Origin of the sequence: Marivirga arenosa (genome assembly GCF_030503895.2) — a bacterium.
In the GTDB taxonomy this organism is placed as follows: domain Bacteria; phylum Bacteroidota; class Bacteroidia; order Cytophagales; family Cyclobacteriaceae; genus Marivirga; species Marivirga arenosa.
Genome location: NZ_CP129970.2, coordinates 1205218 through 1224735 on the forward strand (window position 1 = coordinate 1205218; position 19518 = coordinate 1224735).

A 19518-nucleotide genomic window follows, 5' to 3' on the forward strand; every position below is an offset into this window, starting at 1 on the left:
CAATTTTAAGAACCTACACAGCTCCAATCTTGTCCGTATTGATTTCCTGTTTCCTCTAAATCATCTTCCCATTCTTGAACTTGATCTGGTGATCCACAATAATCTTCTTCAATTCCTGTATTAAGTTCTGTACAGACTACACAAACTTCAACTAGTCCGCAGGCAGAAATCATTAAAATGGTTACAAAGGTTAATAGCTTTTTCATGATTATTCTTCTTCAGTTTCCTCTACTTCATCAATAGATAAACGATTTTCTCTGTTGGCTATTTCCCAAGCAGTATAAAAAACTAAATCTGCTCTTTTCTTTAACAAATCAAATTCGATCTTATCTACTGTATCGGTGTGCTGGTGATAATCTGGGTGAGTACCATTGAAGTAGAATATGATTGGAACACCATTCTTCGCAAAATTCCAGTGATCTGATCTGTAGTATATTCTATCAGGATGATCTTCTGCATTGTAAGTATAGTCAAGATCAAGCTTTGTATAATTAGCATTAATCATTTCACTTACTTCGTGTAATTCAGTTGAGATTCTATTTGATCCAATCAGATAAACAAATTCTCTATTATCCTTATGGATAGAATCAACTCGACCAATCATATCAATATTAAGATTGGTTACCGTATTTTCTAATGGGAAAACAGGGTTCTCAGAATAATGAGCTGAACCTAACAAGCCTTTTTCCTCACCTGTTACCGGCATAAACAGAATGCTTCTTTTAGGCCCTTTACCATCTTTCTTTGCCTCTACAAATGCCTCAGCAATTTCTAAAACAGCAGTAGTACCAGAAGCGTCATCATCCGCACCATTATATACTTTACCATCTTGTACACCTACATGGTCATAATGGGCAGTAATTATAATTAATTCATCTTTCTTTTCAGTGCCTTCAAGGTAGCCTAATACATTCTCAGTCTCTACAGTTTCTGTATTGATTTCAGCAAATAATTCAGCTTTTGCTTCATCACCAATTTTTAATTCCTCTAATGGCTTTCCGAATAAATCTTCAGCTAATTCTTGATACAGAACTACACTAGCTAAACCTTCTTCAGTCGGTTTTTTTCTAGAAAGAGAACCATGAGTTGAGTAATATCTACCATATCTCAATACCATTCCCATTCTACTACTATCTTCTGCGAATACAATAGCTCCTTTTGCACCTAATTCTTCGATCGTTTGCAGAACAGGAGTGAACTGTCCTTCAGCTTTAAAAGCTAAAAACTTGCCTTTAGCGTCAACTTCTGATAAATCTTCTTCTTGAGCTTTATTTACATAAATAATTTCTATTTGTGATTTTTCGAATGGAACATTCGCCCAATAAACCATTTGGTCCAAATTTTTAATGGTTTGCCCGTTAAAAGTTAGTTCAGAGTCTCCTCTGTAAGTTTGATATAAATTAAACTTTTGAAAATAAGATCCATCAACTGGAGCCTTTAGGCCCAAAGATTCAAACTCATTTTTAATATACTCGGCAGCCATCTTTTGACCTTTCTTACCAGTTTCTCTTCCTTCTAAGGAATCAGAAGCTAATAAGCTTAAATGTTCTCTTAAATCTGCATCAGTTATAGTACTTGCATACTTTCTTGCTTGCTTCTCCATTACTTGAGCTGAAAGAATATTAAAAGCAAGGATACTCATCAACAAGCTTGAGAAAAATGTCTTCATAATTAAGGGTTTAAGGTAAATTTATTTAAAATTTTTACTGTTAAGTGAACAAAAATCCTAAATAATATATTGTACTTTTGTGGCACGAAACAGTCCGTGAATATCTAAAATATTTATTAAAGATACTTTCAAATATTATGAAATTAAACCCTCTATACCAAGAAAGATTTGATGTGAGGCATAATGCACCGGATAATCAGCAAATATCAGAGATGCTGAAAACGGTAAAGGCCGATTCTTTAGAGCAACTTATCGATGAAACAATCCCGAAAGCCATTCAGCTTAAGAAGGATTTAAATCTTCCAGAAGCTGAAACCGAGTTTGAATTTTTAGAATCTTTTAGAGATATCGCTGATAAAAATCAGATCTTTAGATCCTATATCGGTTTAGGGTATTACAATACCCACACACCTGGAGTGATTCAAAGAAATATTTTAGAAAATCCAGGCTGGTATACCGCTTATACTCCATACCAGGCTGAAATAGCACAAGGAAGATTAGAAGCGCTGGTTAATTTTCAAACTATGGTTATTGATTTAACTGGGATGGAAATCGCTAATGCTTCATTATTAGATGAGGGTACTGCTGCTGCTGAAGCCATGAGTATGTTCTATGGTTTAAGAAAAGGAAAAAAGAAGTCTGCTAATGTTTTCTTTGTAGATGAAAATACTTTCCCACAAACCATAGATATTCTTAAAACCAGAGCAAATCCTCTTGGAATTGAATTAAGATTTGCTGACTTAACACAATTGGATGTTACGGATCCTGAAATATTTGGATTTTATACTCAGCAAATAAACTTAAAAGGAGAAATATTAGATCTTAAGCCTTACATTGAGGCGGCTGCTGAAAACGATATTTATTCCGCTATCGGTGCAGATTTACTATCTTTAGCAATCTTAACACCTCCAGGTGAAATGGGAGCTGACTGTGTAGTAGGGACTTCACAAAGATTTGGAATCCCATTAGGATACGGTGGACCACATGCAGCATATTTCGCGACTAAAGAAAAATATAAAAGACAGATTCCTGGTAGAATCATTGGAGTATCAATCGATAAAGAAGGAAACAAAGCCTATAGAATGGCGCTTCAAACCAGAGAGCAGCACATCAAAAAGGAAAAAGCGACTTCAAATATCTGTACGGCTCAAGTTTTATTAGCGATTATGTCAGGTATGTATGCTGTTTATCATGGGCCAATTGGTTTAAGAAAAATTGCTATCCGTACTCATTCCTTAACAAAATTATTAGCTAATGGCTTAACAGTTTTAGGATATGAAGTTTCTAACAAGCATTTCTTTGATACTATTACCGTACAACTAGAGTCGGAAAAATTAAGGGAGAAACTTCACTCATTATTATATGAGAGAAAAATTAACTTGAATTTAAGCGGGACGCATACGGTTTCTATTTCTTTAAATGAGACCACTAGAATTCATGATATTAAAGAGTTAATTGAGATTTTCGCTTTAGTAGTAGATGAAGATGAATCTAAATTTACAGTTGAAGAAAAAGTAAATGATTTAGAATTAGATTGGCCAAAACAATTCATACGTGAAAGTCATTATTTAGAACATCCTGTCTTCAATCAGTATCATGCTGAGCACGAGATGTTACGTTACATCAAAAGGCTTGAGAATAAAGATTTATCATTAGTTCATTCTATGATTTCTTTAGGGTCATGCACAATGAAACTAAATGCAACAGCAGAAATGATCCCAGTAACATGGCCTAAATTAGCATACATTCACCCATATGCTCCGAAAGAACAAGCTTTAGGATATAGAGAAATGTTCATTAAGCTGGAAAATATGCTAACTGAAATCACGGGTTTTGCTGCAACTTCATTACAGCCTAATTCAGGTGCACAAGGTGAATATGCTGGTCTAATGGTGATTAGAGCCTATCATCAAAGCAGAGGAGAAGGTCATAGAAATGTTACCATTGTTCCTTCATCGGCACATGGTACAAACCCAGCTAGTGCTGTTATGGCAGGAATGAAAGTGGTGATTACCAAATGTGATGATCAAGGAAATATAGATCTTGATGATTTAAGAGCTAAGGCTGAAGAGTATAAAAATAATTTAGCTGCATTAATGGTTACTTATCCTTCAACTCACGGTGTATTTGAAGAGAGTATTCAGGAAATTTGCCAAATCATTCATGATAATGGTGGGCAAGTTTATATGGATGGAGCTAATATGAATGCACAGGTTGGACTAACTTCTCCAGCAAATATTGGGGCTGATGTTTGTCACCTGAATCTTCATAAAACGTTCTGTATACCACACGGTGGTGGTGGCCCTGGAATGGGACCAATTTGTGTGGCAGAACATTTGGAAGACTTCCTTCCTGGTAATCCATTGGTACCAACTGGTGGAAATCAGGCTATTTCAGCTATTTCAGCTGCGCCATGGGGTAGTGCTAGTATTTTATCCATTAGTTATGCTTACATCTGCATGATGGGTGCAAAAGGATTAAAAGCAGCCACTCAAATTGCTATCCTTAATGCAAACTATATTAAAGAAAGATTAGATGGTCATTACCCTGTGTTGTATACTAATCAAAAAGGTAGAGCAGCACATGAAATGATTATTGATTGCAGAGCTTTCAAAGAGTTTGGAATTGAAGTGGAAGATATTGCAAAAAGACTAATGGACTATGGATACCATTCTCCTACAGTTTCTTTCCCTGTTCCTGGTACTATGATGATAGAGCCAACAGAGAGTGAAAGTAAAATGGAACTAGATAAATTCTGTACTGCCATGATTTCAATCAGAGAAGAAATTCAGGAAATAGCAGATGGAAAAGCTGATCAGCAAAACAATGTATTGAAAAATGCACCTCATACTATGTCTGTTGCTTTAGCTGAAAAATGGGAGTTACCTTATTCAAGAGAAAAAGCTGTATTCCCATTAGAATCAGTTCGAATGAATAAATTCTGGCCAAGTGTAAGTAGAATAGATTCTGCTTATGGTGACAGAAACTTGATGTGTAGCTGTATTCCAGTATCAGAATATGAAGAAAACAAAGCGGAGTTAGCGGTTTAATTTCAAATATATATACCTTAAAAGCCTTTCATTTTAAAAATGAAAGGCTTTTTTGTATGAATCCATTACTACTTGATTTACAATCTTACTCTACAATTATTGATTTGGTTTTGTTGTATTGGGAACTGCCTGCTTCTACGATAAAGAACTTGGGGTTATAATAACTAAGATCATATTCCTTATTAAAAGGCCCCTTATTAGATACGGTTTCTTGCATAATCAAATTACCTATAAGGTCATAAATCTTGATGGTGACAGCCTTATTTTTCTCATTATAGAAGCTTAGGCTAAACTTCCCTTTTTCTGTTTTCTTAAGTTTAAAATCAAATTCAGGATTTACTAGAATTTTCTTTGGATAATTTACACGGCCATCTTTTTCTATACTTTCAATTTCCACACTGTCTTTAGAACTACTCTTCTGAGCAAATGAAAGCGAGACAGTTAAAATGGAAATAATAAGTATGAGTAATACTCTTTTCATATAGTAAAGACAGAAATTATTCTTGATCAAATTTTTTGAGTACAAATTCTTTGCCATCAAAAGATGCAAATGTATTATAATTCACCCACTCCCCTAAATTTATGTAGCGAGAATTTTCTCCAACCTCTAGATCTAATGGTAAATGTCTGTGCCCAAACACATAATAATCAAAATGTTCCTTCTTCTCCATCTCCTTTGCATAGGTCCATAACCATTCGCCATCACCCAAAAATTTTTCAGTATCAGATGTAGTGCTACTTATTCTACTGCTTGCAGACCATGCATTAGCTATTTTGATTCCTAAATCCGGATGAATTTGTCTGAAGAACCATTGGCAAATTTTATTCGCGAAAATCTTTTTGAGTACCTTATACTTTTTGTCACCAGGCCCTAAACCATCACCATGACCAATTAATATTTTAGTTTTATCCACATTTAATGAAATTGGAGACTTAAGAATTTCTATCCCTAATTCATCCGTGAAATAGCCAAACATCCACATATCATGATTTCCTGTAAATATATAGATGGGTAAACCAGAATCGGCTAACTCGGCTAATTTTCCTTGAAACCGAATAAACCCTTTAGGAATAACTCGCTTATATTCATGCCAAAAATCAAATAAATCGCCAACTAAAAATAAGGCTGCAGCATCTTCTTTTATACTGTCCATCCATCTGACGATTAACTTTTCTCGTTTATAGCTTTCTAGTTTATTGGGTGCTCCTAAATGAAAATCTGAGGCGAAATATAATTTCTTAGATTCTGTTATGTCTAGGTTTATTGTTTTCATTTCTAGCTACAAAGCTAAAAAAAGGATATGAATTCTATTCAATTTTTAGGATTTTAAGTAGGGCATAAAAAAAAGCTGAACCGTTACTTGATTCAGCTTTCAACTTTACTACTATCAATTTATTTTCCTAAGAAAGAACTTAGCATCCAGTGGTGTTTCTCCATGTCTTGGATAAATGTATTTAACATATCCTCAGTACCAACATCTCCTATATCAATCGCAGCATTCATGGCATCAGTCAGAAATGATAATAATATTTGATAATCATTTAAGATTTCTTGTACCATTTCCTCTGCTGGTAAGTTAGTTGGAGATTCTTTAATATCAGAATTCTCCATGTAATCACTCAAATTACTAAGCGGTGTGTGCCCGAATACTCGAATTCTTTCAGCAATTTCATCAATACTTTCTTTTGCAATATCATATCTTTCCTCGAATTGCTCATGTAAATCAAAGAAATCAGCTCCTTTTACATTCCAGTGAAAGTTCCTAAGTTTTTGATAATGCATATGGTAATTTGCCAATAATGCATTCATCACTTCCACCAATCTTTCGGTTTCAGACTTGTCAAATCCTAATTTTCTATATCTTTTTTCTGTTACAGTATTCATTTATTAATCTATTTTTAAACTCAAAAATATTTGAACCTTAAATCAATAAATTACAATCCTAGTTTTTATAGTTTACAGATTCTTTCAATTGACTTAAAGTTTCTTTTCCTTTAGATGAAACATTATCAATTTCTTGATTTAATGTGGATTTCAATTCATCAATCTTTTTCATAGAATCTTTATAAGATTTATCCACATTCTTTTTCAATTTTTTTCTGGTCTTATCTCCTTTTTCTGGTGCATACAATAAACCTGCAACAGCACCTGTTAGCAATCCTAAGCTAAATCCTGTCAATATTTTTACTCCATTATTCATAGTGATATTTATTTTAGTTTCTAATAATCTACACTTATGTTAACTCTATCAGTCTAATAATGTTACATATTTTGACATTTTATCTTATTTTTTGTTAATATTGTTAACAAATGACTAAAATATCTGAAAATATAAAATTCTTAAGAAAGGAAAGAGGCCTTAGCCAAACCGCTATGGCTGAATCTGTTGGATTAAAAAGAGGTAATATAGCATCTTATGAAAAGGAGCTTGCGCAACCCAGCATTGAAAACTTGGTTAAAATTGCTGATTTTTTTAACATTGATATTCATCAAATCGTAAATGAAGATTTAAAACTTGAGGCTGAAAAACCTATTCTAGATAAAAATCCATTCAAAATAATTGAAGACAATTTCCCTTTTCAAGGTTTGAAAAATAAAGTGAATGCCTTAAAAGGGAATAACGGAAATAAATTAAAACATCTAAAAGAACAGAATAAGGACATCCAAAAAATGGTGGATGGCTTCAGAGCTTTTCATAAAATGAGGATGAATTCAAATCTCAATCATGAAGATTTAAATCAAAAGTTATCTGCTGATTACTCCAATTTATTAGATATATTACAAACAGTTCTTCAAAGTAATACTGATTTGATAAAAATAATTGATAAGCATAATGAATAAACTATACTACATCCTCATTACATTCATCCTATTTTCTTTTAATCAAAATTTATTCTCGCAGAATTATCTGAAAGACGTTCAATCTGTAGAGAATATAATGTCAGCTTTGACAGAAGTTATTTCAGGCCCTGCCGACCAAGAACGTGACTGGGAGAGGTTTAAATTTCTTTTTTCTGAAGATGCTAAATTAATTCCCACTCTAATAAATGAAGAAGGAGAAATCAGCTATAATTATTGGACACCTCAAGAATATATTGACATGTACAAAAAATATCGAGAGGGTACTGCCTTTTACGAACAGGAGTTAAATAGAATTACTGAAGAGTTTGGAAACATTGTTCATTGCTTTAGTACCTATGCAGTGAGAACTGAAAAGAATGGACCTGTCCAAAGAAGAGGGATTAATAGCATTCAAATACTAAGAGATAAGGATAGATATTATATTATGAATGTGTTCTGGAGCAATGAATCTGAAAACGATAAGCTCACCTCAAAATATTTACCTAAAAACAAGAAGTGAGAAAGATCTCACTTCTCGATATTAATCATTTGTTTTCTCTGAAAAGATTTGTTCCTCAACAAAAGTAAGTATGGTGTCGCTCAAATTAGAAATGGATTCTGGTCCCGCACCATATCTCATAACTTTTTTAATTACTCCATTTCTGTTATACATGAAATTTTGTGTAGGTAAATCTGTCATGTCTGATCTATATTCTTCCTCTAAATTTGCCCAATCAGCAGATTCAACTATTGCCATTAAAGCATCAAACTGATCGTCAGTAAGTTGTTTTTCATGTTCTCCAGATAAATCAGTGTTTTCCTTCCCTTCAAAAACCAGTCTTTTATCTCCATATATCATCAAATTAAATACTGGGCATGGACCATAACAAGAAGTAGTATTTAAGCTAAAAATTTCTTCAACCTTTTGTGAATTATTTCCTGTTGTGGATTTGCAAGAAGCTATAAAACAAATCAATAGAATAAAATAGATTGGAATCTTTTTGAATAAATTCATGTAATTATGGGTGTCTTTTATAAAAAATTAAAATAATTCTATTATTCCGATGTAGAATAATTAGTTTTAAAGATGGTGATAAATTAATAAATATGAAAAAAGTATTTATTGCACTATATATTTTAATATTAATTACCTTTGGTGACCTTAACGCACAAGTATTTAAAGAGTTTGATCCCGTTATTTGCCTGGCTGATCCAAATTCATATAATACATTTGTACCTCCCCCTAGAAGTTTTTTAAATCAACAATTTTAAAAGGGCTGGAAATCAGTCTAATAATATCGTAAACTACAATGGTTTTATAAAGACGCAATATTACCGGATGCCACGAGTCAATCTATTATGGTTCAGAATAGTGGCGACTATAAAGTTTCAGTTTTAATTAATGGTTGCGAAGGCATTTCTGAAAATATAACTGTGTTATCAAATGACTCACCATTAAATACAAGTTTTATAGCTTTCCCAAATCCTATTGATGGTGCTAAAGAATTAAATTACTCTTTTGAAAATAAAATCTTCGGTAGTTATTTAGTTACAATTCATTCTATAGACGAAAAAAAAATTCTATCTAAAAGATTCAATAAAAATAGATATCATGAGAAAAAGTCTATTGATTTAAAAGGAATAGAAAGTGGTCTTTATTTCATAAAAATTCAAAGCGGAAATCAACAAACGCAAAGGAAAATTATAATAGAATAGTTTATTAAGCCCTATGAGTTTTCATAGGGCTTTTCTATAATGTAAAATCTGGATCAACCTCAAAGCTCAATTTCTCTTCAGTTTTAGGATGATAAAACTCAATGAATTGCGCATGCAGCATTAATCTCTCATCTTTCTCACCGTATAATGTATCTCCCACAATTGGAGCATTTAGACCTTCAGGATGTGCAGAATGAACCCTTAATTGGTGTGTTCTTCCTGTAATCGGTGTGAACTTGACTAATGTTTTATCTTTTTTACGATTAATAACTTCCCACTTTGTTTTTGCATCTCTTCCCTCTTGATAAGATACTTTTTGCATAGGCCTATTATCTTCATCTACTGCTAATGGTAAATTTACTTCTCCACTATTCTCATTTAATTCCCCCTCAATGATGGCATAATACCTCTTTTTTATAGTTTTATCCATAAATTGCTTTTGTAGGTATTTATGACTATCCAAATCTTTACTTATTAGCATAATACCTGATGTCATTTTATCTAATCGGTGAGCTAACAGCGGCCCTGTAGCTTTGGGATACTTTTTTTGCATTCTTAATAAAACAGAATCTTTAATTTCTTTGGAAGGGATACTTAACAAACCAGTAGGCTTAACAATTACTGCTATAAAATCATCTTCATATAAGGTTTTAATTACTTTGTCTTTAGCCGTATACTGCTTCAAAGGATCATCTTCCAAATTCAGGCCTTTTAACATATGACCCAAAATAGGCTTGCATTTGCCACTGCAGGCTGGATAAAATCTACCCTCTTTACGTAATTCGGATTTTGGCGCTTTACCCCACCAAAACTCTCCCATTGAAATTGGCTCATAATTATTCTGAAATGCATATTGAAGTAACTTCGGTAATGCACAATCACCAGCTCCAGATGGCGGATTGCCTATTGGTTCAAATATGGTTTCAAGTCCTTTCTTTTCAGACTTGATATTTAAGAACTGATATTGATCAAAAATCTTTTTTTGTAATAGAATAGACTTTTGTTTTCTATCTTTTTTTAATTTTTGAATTTTAGATTCATAAACAGAAAGCTCTTTCTGAATAGTAGCAATTTTTCTCTTCCAATCCTTTGTGAACTTTTTATAGTTAAAATCCTCCTTCCTACTTTCTTTACTAAGTTTTTCATTAAGATGATCATATGCTGCAGGGCTTAAGCTAATCATTGCTTCTTCTCTTTGTTCCTTTCTTTTTGCTTTAGATTTATGCTTAGCGAGTTGTCTATCCTTAATTTCTGAATCAGCCTTTTTACTCTGCTCTTTTAATTTTTCTCTTAAGGTTATAAACTCAGTATCTTTCTCTATATTTTCAATTCTGGAATTTATTTGTCTTAATTCTTCCTCTCCTTTTTTAAAGAACCCTTCTTTATTTAGCCTATTGAAAATAGGCGGCACAAAATTAGCTGGCTCCACTCCCTCATAATCTTGACCAGAAAAAGAAGCTAAAAAGCCTAATTCATTATTCTTGTTTTTAACCACCAAAACACCATACATCTTACCACTGATTTCTTTTTCCAGTGATTTTTTACTTAGTAGTTGTTGCAGTTCCTTTGCAGCAATTTTTGTTAAAGGATGAGGTTCGTAAGAAAAAGGAAAAGTGAATTTCTTTGGCAATACAATTTCTGAGACATCTGTTTGAAAATTATTAAAGTATTGATCCTGCATTTGAAATAAATTTGGGCTATTGGAAGCCTTAGATTATAAATTCAAAATTAAGTAATTAAGTATTAGTAACATGATGAATATTAGTCACATTCTAAATTTAAATCATCTTACAGAGTAACTTATATCACCAACTTCCAAATATGGCTTACGTTAAAATATCCAAAAGCTAAAACCTAATATCATGAAAAATAAAAGAATTATAATCACTGGAGGTGCTGGAGCAATTGGGAAAACCTTAGCTAAATTTTTATTAGAAAAGGGTGCAAAAGTGTTAATTACTGATTTAAAAGATAGTGACTTACAAAAAACGAAAGAAGAATTAAAATCAGAAAATCTGTTTACTTTCGCAGCTGACGTAAGTAATGAAAAGGAAGTAGAAAAATATGTTGCCTTCGCAAAAGACAAATTAGGAGGGATAGATATATTTTATAATAATGCAGGTATAGAAGGAAAGGTAGCTCCTTTGGATGAATATCCCTTAGAAGTGTTTGACCAGCTCATAAATGTAAATATAAAAGGGGTTTATTATGGACTAAGACATGTTTTCCCTGTTATGAAACAAAACAAAGAGGGTGGAAGCATTATCATTACTTCATCAGTGGCTGGGCTTATGGGTACGCCAAATGTACTGCCTTATGTAACAAGTAAACATGCTGTTATAGGGATGATGAAATCAGCTGCATTGGAAGGAGCTCCTCATAAAATTAGAGTTAATACTGTTAACCCATCACCGGTGGATAATAGAATGATGCGCTCTTTAGAAGAAGGATTTGCACCAGGAGCAGGAGCTGAAGCTAAAAAAGGATTTGAGCAAAGTATTCCACTACAGCGATATGCAACAAACGAGGATGTGGCAAAGCTCATGTTGTTTTTAGGAAGCGATGAAAGCAGCTTCATCACTGGAACTGTTAACCCTGTGGATGGTGGCATGACAGCTTGATAATTAATAGCCAGTATATTTTGTAATGACACCATAAGGATAGAGAATACTTTTTTATGGCAGATCATTTCCTTGTACTGGCTTTTACTTTTTACTAAACATTCATAGCGAATTAGTAATCTAAAACACTACAAACCCCCTATTTAAAAATAATTATAATAGATTTATTAAATCAAGATAAATAGTTGTCATATATGATTAATTTTGATTTAAAGTAAATTGTACATGATACTAGCAGCGAGCGTTGATATACCCATTTTAAGTGATATAGTTATCATATTAGGTCTATCCATTTTTGTTATTCTATTATTTAGAAAGCTAAAAATACCTCCAATTATCGGGTTCTTAATTACCGGAATTATTGCAGGCCCATACGGTTTTCAACTAATAGATGCGACTGAAGGCGTTAAAGTATTTGCTGAGATCGGTGTTATCTTATTGTTGTTTATTATTGGTATTGAATTCTCAATTAAAAGTTTAATATCAATAAAAAAAGCAGTTTTTTTAGGGGGATCAGTACAAGTAATCGGCACAATCTTATTAGTAAGTTTGATTGCTCTTAACACGGGCTTTGATTTAAATGCTGCAATATTCCTGGGTTTCTTATTCTCATTAAGTAGTACGGCTATTGTTCTCAAATTAATTCAGGACAAAGGTGAAACCACCACACCACACGGTAAAACTATATTAGCTATACTGATATTTCAAGATATTATTGTTGTTCCAATGATGTTATTTACGCCTTTACTAGCTGGACAAGGAGAAAATATTTGGACTGAAATACTAATGATGCTTTTAAAGGCGGCATTGTTGATTGCATTTGTTTTAGTAAGTGCTCGCTACATAGTGCCTTGGTTATTCTATCAAATTGCCAAAACAAAGAGTAAAGAATTATTCATTTTAGTCATTGTTTTAATCTGCTTCTCAATAGCATGGTTAAGTTCATCTTTAGGACTTTCATTGGCTCTAGGAGCCTTTCTAGCGGGATTAATTGTATCCGAATCAGAATATAGTCATCAGGCAGCCAGTAATATTCTACCGTTTCATGAGTTATTCACTTCATTCTTCTTCGTCTCAATTGGGATGTTATTGGATATATTTTTTGTAGCAGATCACTTCCTTATCATATTAGGATTAATGGTAGCTACCATGGTAGCAAAAACTATAATCGCTACTTTTTCTGGGGCTGTTTTAGGTTATCCTGGAAGGACATCATACAGAATAGGATTTTCTTTATTTCAAGTAGGTGAATTTGCCTTTATTCTATCAACTGTAGGCATTACTTATGGTCTCATATCAGATTTGACTTACCAATATTTTTTATCTGTTTCACTATTCACAATGGGCTTTACTCCCTATATTATAAGTATATCTCCAAAATTGGCTGATTTTCTTTCTAGTAATAAACTCGCAACAACTATTGGCAGTCATACTCAAAAAATGTTCTTTTCATTTCCTGAAAACGTGGAAGAAAGTGAGGAATTAGCTGATGAAGAATTAGAGAATCATATTATTATTATTGGTTTTGGTTTGAATGGACAGAATGTGGCTAAAGCAGCAAAAAGTGCTGGTATTCCTTATGTGATTTGTGAAATGAATCCAGATACCATAAAAAAATATAAAGCTTTAGGCGAGCCTATCCATTTTGGAGATGCTATTCAGGCTGAAGTTTTGAAATCACTAGGGGTTCATAAAGCTAAGGTGGTAGTAATTGCAATTTCTGATCCATTGGCTACTAAGAGGATTGTTACTCAAATTAGAGTGATAAGTAATACTATTCATGTTATAGTTAGAACTCGCTTTATTACGGAAACAGAAGAAAATCTCCGACTTGGGGCAGATGAAGTGATACCTGAAGAATTTGAAACCTCTGTTGAAATATTTACAAGAGTATTAAATCAGTATTTTATTCCTCAAAAAAGAATAAAAGAGTTTGTTCGAAACATTAGAGCAGATAATTACGAAATGCTGAGGGGTGTCATTAAAAGAAACCCAATGATGAAGCTGACAGAAGAATTTCCAAATCTTACGACTGCTTGTTATGAAATTGAGCGTGAAAACAGCCAAATAACAGGAAAACCTATAGCAGAAACTAACATTCGTCATAATTTTGGTGTTACCGTAATTGGAATTAAACGAGATGGTGAACTTAATACTCAAATTGGACCAGAAACTACACCTATATTAGGAGATGTTATTTTTGTATTTGGTAAACCCGAAGATTTGGAACATTTTTACGAAAAAATAAGCATTCAATAATCGCTTTTAAATTTTAATATAACAATCGAGTGGATAATAAATTCTTAACCTCATTAACTGAAAAATACGGCACTCCATTATATGTTTATGATGCCGACAAAATAGCTTCTCAAATCAAACGTTTAAACGATGCCTTTTCTGGCATTAATCTGAAGCTTAAATATGCAACCAAAGCTTTAAGCAATATTTCAGTTTTGAAATGGATGAAAAAGCACGGAACTGGCCTTGATGTAGTTTCTATACAAGAAGCTTATTTAGGATTAAAAGCTGGATTTGAACCAAAGGATATTTTATATACTCCTAATTGCGTTTCTATAGATGAAATCGTTGAAGCTGTTGATTTAGGGCTGATGATCAATATTGACAATATTTCAATTTTGGAGCAGTTTGGCCATAAATATCATAATAGTGTTCCGGTTTGTATCAGATTAAACCCACACATAATGGCAGGTGGAAACTCAAAAATATCAACCGGTCATATTGACTCAAAATTTGGGATTTCTATTCTACAAATGAGGCATTTGTTGAGGGTGATTGAAAATTATAACATTAATGTAATTGGACTTCACATTCATACTGGTTCAGATATTTTAGATTCAGAAGTCTTTTTAAGAGGAACTGAAATAATCTTTGAAGCTGCTGAAGACTTCCCTGATATAGATTTTATTGATTTTGGAAGTGGATTTAAAGTAGCTTATAAAGAAGGCGATGTAACAACTGACATTGAGGAATTAGGAAAAGAAGTAAGCAAAAGATTTAAGGATTTCTGCAAATCCAGAGGCAAGGATTTAGAATTATGGTTCGAACCTGGAAAATTCTTAGTTTCCGAAGCAGGTTATTTTTTATCTAAAGTCAATGTAATCAAAACTACACCTGCCACAGTATTTGTAGGTTTGGATACGGGTATGAACCATCTGCTAAGACCTATGATGTATGATGCTTACCATCAAATTGAAAACATATCAAATCCATCTGATACACAAAGAGTATACACGGTTGTTGGATACATTTGTGAAACAGACACTTTTGGTACTGACAGAAGACTTTCTGAGGTTAGACAAGGTGATATAATTGCAATCAAAAATGCTGGAGCTTATGGGTTTTCTATGGCCTCGAATTATAATTCACGCTATAGACCTGCAGAAGTATTAGTACATGAAGGAAAAGATCAATTAATAAGAAAAAGAGAGTCCTTAGATGACCTTCTAAGAAACCAAGTCATCGTTGATTTTGAATAAAGCATACTTCATACTTGCCATATTATGCTTAGGGTTACTCAATAAAAATGTAGCTCAAGAAACAATTAGTGAAACTGAAAAGCCTATCTCTCACTTTATAACCGGTGTTGGAGGTAGTTATGTAAATGTTCTGGATCAAGGCATTTCACCATTATTATACAATGGAATTGGTGGAAGTGTAATCTTAGGCCATTTGACTAAGAAAGACAGCAAACTTAATACATCACATTTAAAGTTTGATTTTAATAATCCTAACAGCAGTATTAGCAATGCTGAAATGTACACTTTCAGATTAGAAGGACATTATCAGCAATATTGGAATGTTTTTAATGAAAATGATAAATTCATAAATCTAAATTTAGGCTTTGATTTATCAGGAAAGTGGGCATTAAGACAACACTTAAGTTATACTAATAATAGTCAGCACATAGAGACCAGAATATCCGTTGCTCCAGCAATTTTAATAGATAAAAGCTTTACTTTATGGAAGCGAAAATTTGACATTGGGATGTTTGTAAATATACCAGTTGTTACCTATGCCACTAGACCGCTATTTGCTTCAACCAAATTTCCAGCATCCATAAATAAAGAAGAGGTTGAGTTTTTTGATTATATTTTAGAAGGAGATATCATCTCATTTAACAAGTATTTCAAATGGTCAAATCAAATGTATTTATACTATCCTTTAAAAAATGGTAATGGCTTAAGACTAGATTACTTCTGGAGTTTTGAAAGCTATCAATCACAGAACCCGATCAAAACAGCAGAGCATGCTATCATGATAAGTACATTTTTTCAATTATGAGAATCCGCCTAATCATCATATTATTAGCATTTTTTAATCTTTCATGTGAAAGATTATTTATTGAAGAAAATCCAGAGCCTGAAAACGCTGAAGTATTTGATCATTTATGGACTACTGTAGATGAAAAATATTCGTTTTTTGATGATAAAAATATTGATTGGGATTCTGCAAGAAGCATTTATAGACCTAAAGCTATTGCGGCTAGAAATAGCATTGAGCTATTTGAGGTACTATCCGAGCTTTTATTTATTCTTGAAGATGGACATGTTAACATATCAGCAGGTATAGATTTTTCCCGAAACTGGGAATGGTTTTTAGAATACCCAAGCAATTTTAATTTCGATATAATTGAAAGAAATTACTTAGTTCCAAGTGAGGATTATCAAATCTCAGGCCCAATACATAATACCATTATTGATTCAGTCGGTTATATGTATTATGAAAGCTTCTCAGACAATGTAAGCACTTCACTAATGAATTATATCGTTCAGAAATTCCTAATTAACGAACGAAAAGGTGGGTTTGAAATTAATAGCCTTGATGGGCCTGTTGCTGGTCTTATCATTGACATCAGAAATAATGGAGGTGGAAGTATTAGTAATGCATTCACTATAGCCAATCGCTTTGCAGATGATAAAATAAAAGTGGCAGACTGGTATTATAAAACAGGGCCTGGCCATAAAGATTTTTCCATAGCTGAAGAGAAATTCATTGAGTTTGACGGAGATGATGATTATAAATTCAACAAGCCAATCGTTGTTTTAATAAATAGAAGCAGTTACAGTTCAGCAAACTTCTTTGCTAGCATGATGAGTTTCTTACCTAACGTTACTTTAATTGGAGATCAAACTGGCGGGGGTGGTGGATTGCCAATTAATGATGAATTACCTAATGGTTGGCGTTATCGTTTTTCTTCTACAAGAACAATAGATGCAAATGGGAATAATATTGAATTTGGGGTTAAACCAGATGTTGAAGTAGCTCTAGATTCAATTGATCTTGCTAATGGAAAAGACAGCATGATTGAAGCTGCAATTAATTTTATAAAGAATAACTAAATTGTATTATTCTAATAAACTAAAATCAACAGGCTAAAGTTGAATTATTAAAAAATAAATGATCCTTCCTGAATAATTATTGAATCCTCAAGTTAACTTAAAGTATACATTCAACTTATACAGTTAATAATCAATTAATATTAATCTACGTAATATTACTTAGACCTATTTTGTTTAATAATTAGTACGATTTGTAAAACACTTTACTACTCAAATGAAACCTTACATATAACCACACTTTTAGCAGTGTATTTTAACAAAATAAAGATTCAAGTTATCAAACAATTTTTTATCCACAAATAGCTATACTTATCCACACTTATCCACACATAAATTTCAAGAGACTGTTAATCAGTATGTTATATATATTTTTAATAATTTACAAATGTGGACAATCCTCAGAAGATCAAGCATTTAAGCCAAAACACACTACTTTTTCTTACAGAAGTAAAGAATGTAAGGTTTGCAAAAATGTAAACCTATTCGATTTGCTGTCTGATCAATTTTTTACGGTAAGCATTGAAAATTCTTGATTTAGAAACAAAGCCAACATATTTACCATCTTCTAACACTGGCAAGTTCCATGCACCTGTTTTTTCGAACTTCATCATCACGGATCTCATATTTTCTTTACCAGTAACGTTTGTAGGTGGGGTATGCATTAAAGTATTAACAATAATATTTTTTCGGGATTCTTCATCGAACATAATTTCACGAATATCATCCAATGTTACTATTCCCATTAATTCTTTATCCTGATTCACTACTGGAAAAATATTCCTTTTGGAAAATCTTACTAAATCAACTAATTCTCCCAAAGTTGCATCTGGGTCTATGGTTAATAAATCCGTTTCAATAACTTTTTTTAAATCGATTAAGCTTAAAACTTGTCGGTCTTTATCATGATAGATTAAGTCACCTTTTTCAACAAGTGGCTTAGTGTACATTGAATATTTTTCGAAATAAGATATGGTACTATAGGAAATTGCTGATACAATCATGAGCGGCACGAATAAAGTGTAACCACTAGTGATCTCTGCAATTAAGAAAATAGCTGTTAGAGGAGCATGTAATACTCCACTCATAACTCCGCTCATTCCTACCAAAGTAAAATTACTTAAACTTATAGGTGCTGTAATTCCTAATTTATTAACCAGATAAGCAAACAAAAATCCAGTAACGCCTCCCAAAAACAAAGAAGGGGCAAATATACCACCACTACCTCCAGCACCAATAGTTAGGGCTGTAGCAACTGGCTTTACTAATATTATACCAGCAGCAAATAAAACAATTAAGAAAAATGACTCTATTTCATCAAAGAAAAGGCTATTATTCAATATATTTTGAGCATTCCCTTCCAATAACTTTGTAATAGTATCATAACCCTCACCGTATAGTGGTGGCAAAATAAAAACTAAGAAACCCAGTGCAACACCTCCAAGAATTGCTCTATTTAAATCTCCCTTTACATTATGAATTAATCCTTCAACTTTACTAACTACTCTTGTAAAATAAAGAGCAACTAAACCGGTAAAAATTCCTAAAAAGATATAAAAGGGGGTATCTGCAGCTACAAAATCATCAGTCAGGTTAAATGAAAATAATACGTCATCGCCTAACAAAGTTAAAGAAACTAGAGCTCCGCAAACTGAGGCTATCAATAGTGGTATAAAGGTATTAATTGTTACCTCCGCTAAAATCACTTCTATACTAAAAATTACTCCTGCTATAGGCGAATTAAATATTGCTGAAATAGCTCCAGCAGAACCACAACCAATCAAAAGAGTTCTTTGCTTATAATTTAAGTGAACTAACCTTCCAATATTAGAACCAATTGCCGAACCCGTAACCACAATAGGTGCCTCCAATCCTACAGATCCTCCAAAACCAACCGTCAAGGAACTGGTAAGCATTCTAGAGAAGGTTTTGGTTCTTTTCACAATACTTGATTTCTTTGAAATTGTATACAGTATGTCCGTAATGCCATGCCCTAACTTTTCCTTCAAAATATATTTAGACAACAAAAGAGTAAGAATTATACCAATTAGAGGATAACTTAAGTATAAATAGTTACCAAATTCTTGTTGGAAATCTCTAGTTAGGAAATTTTGAATGACATGAACACTCTCCTTTAAGCTTACTGCGGCTAAACCAGCAATAATACCAATTATACCACTGGTGAAAATCACAAAGTTTGTGGTACTTACGTGTTTTACACGCCAAATAAGAAACTTAAGTAAGAGTGATTTAAATTTCATGT

Annotated in this window: 19 protein-coding genes; 10 read left to right on the plus strand and 9 right to left on the minus strand. The window is 32.8% G+C overall.

Annotated features, from left to right (window positions below):
• Positions 1 to 5: 5 nt before the first annotated feature.
• Positions 6 to 206, minus strand: a complete 201-nt coding sequence (locus QYS48_RS05305; protein ID WP_302103247.1) for a hypothetical protein — start codon at positions 204 to 206, stop codon at positions 6 to 8.
• A 2-nt stretch (positions 207 to 208) separates the two neighbouring features.
• Positions 209 to 1669, minus strand: coding sequence for a M28 family peptidase (locus QYS48_RS05310; RefSeq protein WP_308357831.1), 1461 nt, complete (start codon positions 1667 to 1669; stop codon positions 209 to 211).
• Positions 1670 to 1806: 137 nt separating this feature from the next.
• On the opposite strand from QYS48_RS05310, the gene gcvP reads away from it, so the two are divergent.
• Positions 1807 to 4719, plus strand: a complete 2913-nt coding sequence (gcvP, locus tag QYS48_RS05315; protein ID WP_308357832.1) for an aminomethyl-transferring glycine dehydrogenase — start codon at positions 1807 to 1809, stop codon at positions 4717 to 4719.
• Positions 4720 to 4804: 85 nt separating this feature from the next.
• Here gcvP and QYS48_RS05320 read toward each other — a convergent pair whose 3' ends face one another.
• The 4 genes from QYS48_RS05320 to QYS48_RS05335 all read right to left on the minus strand — a co-directional run bounded on the left by QYS48_RS05320 (position 4805) and on the right by QYS48_RS05335 (position 6920).
• A complete protein-coding gene (locus tag QYS48_RS05320; RefSeq protein WP_302103245.1) occupies positions 4805 to 5200 on the minus strand; it encodes a hypothetical protein in 396 nt (131 codons plus the stop codon).
• A 16-nt stretch (positions 5201 to 5216) separates the two neighbouring features.
• Positions 5217 to 5993: a UDP-2,3-diacylglucosamine diphosphatase gene (locus tag QYS48_RS05325; protein ID WP_308357833.1), complete on the minus strand. Its 777-nt coding sequence runs from the start codon at positions 5991 to 5993 to the stop codon at positions 5217 to 5219.
• Between the two features lie 119 nt (positions 5994 to 6112).
• Positions 6113 to 6604: a Dps family protein gene (locus QYS48_RS05330; RefSeq protein WP_302103244.1), complete on the minus strand. Its 492-nt coding sequence runs from the start codon at positions 6602 to 6604 to the stop codon at positions 6113 to 6115.
• A gap of 58 nt (positions 6605 to 6662) precedes the next feature.
• Positions 6663 to 6920 carry a YtxH domain-containing protein gene (locus QYS48_RS05335; protein ID WP_302127973.1) on the minus strand — a complete coding sequence of 86 codons (258 nt, stop codon included), beginning with the start codon at positions 6918 to 6920 and terminating at the stop codon, positions 6663 to 6665.
• A gap of 110 nt (positions 6921 to 7030) precedes the next feature.
• On the opposite strand from QYS48_RS05335, the gene QYS48_RS05340 reads away from it, so the two are divergent.
• The gene (locus tag QYS48_RS05340; protein WP_308357834.1) at positions 7031 to 7561 is read left to right on the plus strand and encodes a helix-turn-helix transcriptional regulator; all 531 of its coding nucleotides are present in this window, start codon (positions 7031 to 7033) and stop codon (positions 7559 to 7561) included.
• Entirely contained in the window at positions 7554 to 8081 is a 528-nt protein-coding gene (locus QYS48_RS05345; RefSeq protein WP_308357835.1) for a hypothetical protein, read from the plus strand. The genes QYS48_RS05340 and QYS48_RS05345 overlap by 8 nt, the downstream gene beginning before the upstream one ends.
• Positions 8082 to 8102: 21 nt before the next feature.
• Here QYS48_RS05345 and QYS48_RS05350 read toward each other — a convergent pair whose 3' ends face one another.
• Entirely contained in the window at positions 8103 to 8576 is a 474-nt protein-coding gene (locus QYS48_RS05350; RefSeq protein ID WP_302103239.1) for a DUF6438 domain-containing protein, read from the minus strand.
• A 92-nt stretch (positions 8577 to 8668) separates the two neighbouring features.
• On the opposite strand from QYS48_RS05350, the gene QYS48_RS05355 reads away from it, so the two are divergent.
• Positions 8669 to 8833, plus strand: a complete 165-nt coding sequence (locus QYS48_RS05355; protein WP_308357836.1) for a hypothetical protein — start codon at positions 8669 to 8671, stop codon at positions 8831 to 8833.
• 87 nt (positions 8834 to 8920) lie between these two features.
• A complete protein-coding gene (locus QYS48_RS05360; RefSeq protein WP_302103238.1) occupies positions 8921 to 9277 on the plus strand; it encodes a T9SS type A sorting domain-containing protein in 357 nt (118 codons plus the stop codon).
• A 34-nt stretch (positions 9278 to 9311) separates the two neighbouring features.
• Here the strand turns inward: QYS48_RS05360 and QYS48_RS05365 are convergent, their stop codons facing one another.
• Positions 9312 to 10958, minus strand: coding sequence for a pseudouridine synthase (locus QYS48_RS05365; protein WP_308357837.1), 1647 nt, complete (start codon positions 10956 to 10958; stop codon positions 9312 to 9314).
• 181 nt (positions 10959 to 11139) lie between these two features.
• On the opposite strand from QYS48_RS05365, the gene QYS48_RS05370 reads away from it, so the two are divergent.
• The 5 genes from QYS48_RS05370 (at position 11140) to QYS48_RS05390 (ending at position 17258) form a co-directional block, all read left to right on the plus strand.
• Positions 11140 to 11898 (plus strand): SDR family NAD(P)-dependent oxidoreductase, encoded by a 759-nt coding sequence (locus QYS48_RS05370; protein ID WP_302103234.1) that lies wholly within the window; start codon positions 11140 to 11142, stop codon positions 11896 to 11898.
• A 225-nt stretch (positions 11899 to 12123) separates the two neighbouring features.
• Positions 12124 to 14157, plus strand: coding sequence for a cation:proton antiporter (locus QYS48_RS05375; protein WP_308357838.1), 2034 nt, complete (start codon positions 12124 to 12126; stop codon positions 14155 to 14157).
• A gap of 29 nt (positions 14158 to 14186) precedes the next feature.
• Positions 14187 to 15395, plus strand: a complete 1209-nt coding sequence (gene lysA, locus QYS48_RS05380; RefSeq protein WP_308357839.1) for a diaminopimelate decarboxylase — start codon at positions 14187 to 14189, stop codon at positions 15393 to 15395.
• Positions 15388 to 16200: a hypothetical protein gene (locus tag QYS48_RS05385; RefSeq protein WP_308357840.1), complete on the plus strand. Its 813-nt coding sequence runs from the start codon at positions 15388 to 15390 to the stop codon at positions 16198 to 16200. Before lysA ends, QYS48_RS05385 begins: the two co-directional genes overlap by 8 nt.
• Positions 16197 to 17258 (plus strand): S41 family peptidase, encoded by a 1062-nt coding sequence (locus QYS48_RS05390; RefSeq protein ID WP_308357841.1) that lies wholly within the window; start codon positions 16197 to 16199, stop codon positions 17256 to 17258. The genes QYS48_RS05385 and QYS48_RS05390 overlap by 4 nt, the downstream gene beginning before the upstream one ends.
• 479 nt (positions 17259 to 17737) lie before the next feature.
• Here QYS48_RS05390 and QYS48_RS05395 read toward each other — a convergent pair whose 3' ends face one another.
• Positions 17738 to 19516: a chloride channel protein gene (locus QYS48_RS05395; protein WP_308357842.1), complete on the minus strand. Its 1779-nt coding sequence runs from the start codon at positions 19514 to 19516 to the stop codon at positions 17738 to 17740.
• Between the last annotated feature and the right edge of the window lie 2 nt (positions 19517 to 19518).

Coding starts and splice junctions, on each gene's coding strand:
- QYS48_RS05350 (WP_302103239.1), bottom strand. CDS start 8,576: ATGAATTTATTCAAAAAGATTCCAATCTATTTTATTCTATTGATTTGT.
- QYS48_RS05310 (WP_308357831.1), bottom strand. CDS start 1,669: ATGAAGACATTTTTCTCAAGCTTGTTGATGAGTATCCTTGCTTTTAAT.
- QYS48_RS05360 (WP_302103238.1), top strand. CDS start 8,921: ATGGTTCAGAATAGTGGCGACTATAAAGTTTCAGTTTTAATTAATGGT.
- QYS48_RS05325 (WP_308357833.1), bottom strand. CDS start 5,993: ATGAAAACAATAAACCTAGACATAACAGAATCTAAGAAATTATATTTC.
- QYS48_RS05330 (WP_302103244.1), bottom strand. CDS start 6,604: ATGAATACTGTAACAGAAAAAAGATATAGAAAATTAGGATTTGACAAG.
- QYS48_RS05305 (WP_302103247.1), bottom strand. CDS start 206: ATGAAAAAGCTATTAACCTTTGTAACCATTTTAATGATTTCTGCCTGC.
- QYS48_RS05345 (WP_308357835.1), top strand. CDS start 7,554: ATGAATAAACTATACTACATCCTCATTACATTCATCCTATTTTCTTTT.
- QYS48_RS05375 (WP_308357838.1), top strand. CDS start 12,124: ATGATACTAGCAGCGAGCGTTGATATACCCATTTTAAGTGATATAGTT.
- QYS48_RS05390 (WP_308357841.1), top strand. CDS start 16,197: ATGAGAATCCGCCTAATCATCATATTATTAGCATTTTTTAATCTTTCA.
- QYS48_RS05395 (WP_308357842.1), bottom strand. CDS start 19,516: ATGAAATTTAAATCACTCTTACTTAAGTTTCTTATTTGGCGTGTAAAA.
- QYS48_RS05370 (WP_302103234.1), top strand. CDS start 11,140: ATGAAAAATAAAAGAATTATAATCACTGGAGGTGCTGGAGCAATTGGG.
- QYS48_RS05320 (WP_302103245.1), bottom strand. CDS start 5,200: ATGAAAAGAGTATTACTCATACTTATTATTTCCATTTTAACTGTCTCG.
- QYS48_RS05355 (WP_308357836.1), top strand. CDS start 8,669: ATGAAAAAAGTATTTATTGCACTATATATTTTAATATTAATTACCTTT.
- gcvP (WP_308357832.1), top strand. CDS start 1,807: ATGAAATTAAACCCTCTATACCAAGAAAGATTTGATGTGAGGCATAAT.
- QYS48_RS05335 (WP_302127973.1), bottom strand. CDS start 6,920: ATGAATAATGGAGTAAAAATATTGACAGGATTTAGCTTAGGATTGCTA.
- QYS48_RS05365 (WP_308357837.1), bottom strand. CDS start 10,958: ATGCAGGATCAATACTTTAATAATTTTCAAACAGATGTCTCAGAAATT.
- QYS48_RS05340 (WP_308357834.1), top strand. CDS start 7,031: ATGACTAAAATATCTGAAAATATAAAATTCTTAAGAAAGGAAAGAGGC.